Consider the following 3,783-nt stretch of genomic DNA (forward strand, 5'->3'; position numbering starts at 1 on the left):
AGCAGGAAATCCAGCGCCTGCAAATGTTCAGCACCCATTCGGCCTGCAGCGTGACCCAGATGGGCACGGCGGCGTACCTGGAGAATGGCGGTTACGACCGCCACCTGCGCTATATCCGCCAGGAGTACCGCAAGAACCTCAGCGCGTTCCAGCTGGCCGTGCAGCAGTATTTTCCCGAAGGCACCCAGATGACCCGCCCGACCGGCGGTTTTATCCTGTGGGTCAGTTTGCCTGGACGGGTCAATACCCAGGAACTGCACGTGCGCGCCTTGCAGCAGGGCATCAGCATTGCACCGGGGCTGATCTTCAGTAATACGGAACAGTTCAACCACTGTATTCGCCTGAACTGCGGCACCCCGTGGAACCGCGAGGCGGAGCGCGCCTTGATGACCCTCGGGATGCTGGCAAGCCAGTTATGCCAGGAGACTGCGGCGGGTTTTTGAGGCATGGAAAGGGGACACGACGGGTAGCTGGCTAATTACCATGCTTGTCATACCGTCCTCAACAAGCGAGCATATGGCCTTCTGCCGTTAATGCTGCTGGCGATATGACTTATACCTTTCCTGCTGCCCTGCTGATCTGCGTGTTAAGCCTGTGTAACGCTGGCGCTGTCCTGGCGGCTCCCGCCGCTGAAGCGGCACCTGCTGCCAGCTCCCAGCAAACGGTGCCGGCGAAAAAAGCCGCTGCGGCCAAGAAGGCACCGGTCGCGAAGAAAGCCCCCGCAAAGAAAGCAACGCCGGTTAAAAAACGTGCGCCTATCGCCAGCAAGTCAAAGTCGGCCCACGAAGTCGCCAAGACGCCGCTGCCGCCCGCAGAGCTGGATTTGAGCCTGCCGTCGAACATGGTTCGCCACCTGCAACCCCTCGGCACCATGCCGCAGCCGAAGAACGTGCCGCTGCTGCCGCCGATGTTTGCCGAAAAGCCCACTGACAACAGTGCATTCCAGATCAACGGGCGCCTGCTCAGCAATGAAATGCAGCTGCAACTGCGCAACGAAGAACGCCGCGAAGTAGAAGGCGCAGCGCTGGATTTCCAGTTCAAGCAATAAACCCGACGAGTAAACGTGACGCGCACCCCTGACCTTCTGTCGCAGACTGGTCAGTCACTTTTGTTTTCGGTGAAAAACCCCTGTTAAGCCAATTTAAAACGTCTGTTTAAGGGCGTAGTCTTACGTGGCCATCAACGCTTGAGTTGTCGAGGATCTGTTCGTCATGAAATGCCGTGAAGGCTGTGGCGCTTGCTGCATTGCCCCATCCATCAGTTCTCCGTTGCCGGGAATGCCTGCCGGCAAACCGGCGGGCGAACGCTGCCTGCATCTTTCGGTCGAACAACTGTGCCAGTTGTTTGGCCAGCCTGAGCGGCCGGCAGTGTGTAGTTCGTTCCAGGCGGATATCGAGGTCTGCGGCAGTAGCCAGGCAGAAGCGATCAGGTTGATCGGCTGGTGGGAACAGATGACGGCGGCTTAGTGGGCTGTTCAAAGTACTGAACTTCAACAATAAGGAATAAGACCATGGGTTCACTGAAACGAATTGCTGTGTTGTACGGTTTTACCGCGTTGTTCGCTGCCGCAGCGCATGCTGAAGACTGGCAGACGGCCAAGGATGAAGACGGCATCAAAGTGTCCTTGAGTGAAATTGCCGGTTCCAAGTACAAGGCTTATCGCGGTGTGACGACCATCAAGGCGCCGCTGGCCAAGATCCAGGCGCTGCAGGAAGACGTGGCGGGGGCCTGCTCCTGGATCCACGAATGCAAGTCGCAGAAACTGCTCAAGCAGGAANNGCCGATGGCACCGTCACCCGCAAGCTGTTGGAAGTGCCGACCTACCAGCCAGAAGTCAAAGGCTATGTGCGCGTAGCCCAGGTCGATGGTTACTGGAAACTGGTGCCTAAAGGCGACAACCTGACCGAAGTGACCTACCAGGTGCACACCGAGCCAGGTGGCAGCGTGCCGTCTTGGTTGGCCAACAAGTTCGTGGTGGACGCACCGTTCAACACCTTGAAAGCCCTGAAAGAACACGCTGAAAAATAACTGCAGTTGATCAGGTGCCTCCTGCCTTGAGTGGAACGATTTCCAGGCCCTCAAGGTCCAGATAGATGTAAGCCCACCCATGGGTTTTATCGAGGAGGCTCTGATGCCAAAGTGGAACGTTTCCTTCACCAATGATCATGGTGAGTCGGTAGTCGAGCAATTCGAGTGCGAGCAAAAACCCACGCTTGAAGAAGCTGCGCGCCTGGTTCGCGCCCGCGTATCACCGGTGCTGGAGGAACTGGATCTCAACGATCTGGAGGGGCGTATCGCCGAACCCACGGTCAAGATTCTGAAAGATCAAAACAGCATCAAAGACCTCAACGTCGAACCCGCCGCCTGAACATTCCCTGTACGCCTTTAAACAGACTCTGGTGGAGGTGATAGCTTCGCGCTACTCTGCAATGGAGATCAGCGAATGAATCGCTAAGGTCTGGTCTTGTCAGCTACATGCTTGTCTCCCAGCGGCGACGTCACTGCCGTAACACCCGCGCCCTTGCAGCGCGGGCCTTGGGAAGCACGGAAAGTCTATCCATCGGTTTGAGGAGGACGTTTCATGAGCACAGCCTATCAAGAAGACATCAGCACCAACGTGTTGCGCCGCATGAAAGAGGGTGGCTTTGACTTCTCGCGTTTCCACCCCATCGAGTTCTACGCCATTTTCCCGGATGAGGAACGTGCGCGGCGGGCTGCGGGTCGGTTTCGTGGGGAATCCCTGAATGCCCAGGTCAGCGCGCGGGATGACGGCGCCTGGTACCTGGAATTGAGCAAAATCATGTTCGCCACCTACGACGGCATAGGAGACTTCGAGCAGGACTTTGAGGCGGTGGTCGAGCCTTTGGGCGGGATCATCGAGGGATGGGGCGTGAAACAGGAGGTGCGTGGGTTACCCATGTAGCGGCATGAGCAATAACACAGCGTATCGGCTGACCTTTGGGTCGGCCGTTTTTGTTTCTGGCGCGGGAAAAATCCTGCGCAAAAAAAAGCCACCCGAGCAGGGTGGCCAAAGGGAAGATCGCAAAGGAGGAGAGCGATTCGGTACAAGCGGTAATGCGCAATGGATGAAGCTGTAGGACGCGTCCTGTTCAGCTGATGGAGGTGATTATCCGCGGGGTTTGCCGGGCAGTGAAATCAACTCTGACTATGCTGGTGATAGTCATGGCCTGCATTGCAATGAGGCGCCGCCCATGACAGCGGGCATTTGCTGCACCGGGACGGTGCGATGAGACCTGCGTCTATATCCAACTGATTGATACTTAAGTGTTTATGCCGCTGGCACGGGCCTTGCGATGGTTCTGGCGTCCGGGTGACAAGGAGTACGGCATGATCCGCACTTATTATGATGAGATGTACGACGGGGCAGGGCAGGTGCGCCCCCATTACCGCGAATTTGCCCGCTGGTTGGCCGACACGCCGGCCGAACTGCTGGCCCAGCGNNGAGCGCCTGATCCCCTTCGACACGATCCCCCGCAGCATCCCGGCCAGTGAATGGCGGATCGTCGAGCGCGGCTGCATCCAGCGGGTCAAGGCGCTGAACATGTTCCTCGCCGACCTCTACCACGAACAACGCATTATCAAGGCCGGGATCATCCCCGCCGAGCAAGTACTGGCCAACGAGCAGTACCAGTTGGCGATGCAGGGCCTGGACCTGCACCGGGATATCTATTCCCACATCTCAGGTGTCGACCTCGTACGCGATGGCGACGGTACTTACTACGTCCTCGAAGACAATCTGCGCACCCCCAGCGGCGTGAGCTA

Annotated in this window: 4 protein-coding genes and 3 pseudogenes; all 7 read left to right on the top strand. The window is 57.7% G+C overall.

From position 1 onward, the window contains the following. Positions 1-443 (top strand): annotated as a pseudogene (locus HX786_RS29515) (PLP-dependent aminotransferase family protein); the annotation flags it as partial. 104 nt (positions 444-547) lie between these two features. Beyond that, positions 548-1,048, top strand: coding sequence for a translation initiation factor 2 (locus HX786_RS29520; protein WP_178912972.1), 501 nt, complete (start codon positions 548-550; stop codon positions 1,046-1,048). Between the two features lie 163 nt (positions 1,049-1,211). Further along, a complete protein-coding gene (locus HX786_RS29525) occupies positions 1,212-1,466 on the top strand; it encodes a YkgJ family cysteine cluster protein (protein WP_004371217.1) in 255 nt (84 codons plus the stop codon). A gap of 44 nt (positions 1,467-1,510) precedes the next feature. Next, positions 1,511-2,028: pseudogene (locus HX786_RS29530) on the top strand (hypothetical protein). A 79-nt stretch (positions 2,029-2,107) separates the two neighbouring features. After that, positions 2,108-2,368: a hypothetical protein gene (locus tag HX786_RS29535; protein ID WP_008434908.1), complete on the top strand. Its 261-nt coding sequence runs from the start codon at positions 2,108-2,110 to the stop codon at positions 2,366-2,368. A 213-nt stretch (positions 2,369-2,581) separates the two neighbouring features. Then, complete coding sequence (locus HX786_RS29540; RefSeq protein ID WP_003193463.1) at positions 2,582-2,923, top strand: ribonuclease E inhibitor RraB; 342 nt, start codon at positions 2,582-2,584, stop codon at positions 2,921-2,923. Between the two features lie 425 nt (positions 2,924-3,348). Next, positions 3,349-3,783: pseudogene (locus tag HX786_RS29545) on the top strand (circularly permuted type 2 ATP-grasp protein); the annotation flags it as partial.

This window comes from Pseudomonas sp. 21615526, from assembly GCF_013386245.1.
In the GTDB taxonomy this organism is placed as follows: Bacteria; Pseudomonadota; Gammaproteobacteria; order Pseudomonadales; family Pseudomonadaceae; genus Aquipseudomonas.

Excerpts from the sequence above, each read along its gene's own strand:
- HX786_RS29525 (WP_004371217.1), top strand. The coding sequence starts at position 1,212 with ATGAAATGCCGTGAAGGCTGTGGCGCTTGCTGCATTGCCCCATCCATC.
- HX786_RS29540 (WP_003193463.1), top strand. The coding sequence starts at position 2,582 with ATGAGCACAGCCTATCAAGAAGACATCAGCACCAACGTGTTGCGCCGC.
- HX786_RS29535 (WP_008434908.1), top strand. The coding sequence starts at position 2,108 with ATGGGTTTTATCGAGGAGGCTCTGATGCCAAAGTGGAACGTTTCCTTC.
- HX786_RS29520 (WP_178912972.1), top strand. The coding sequence starts at position 548 with ATGACTTATACCTTTCCTGCTGCCCTGCTGATCTGCGTGTTAAGCCTG.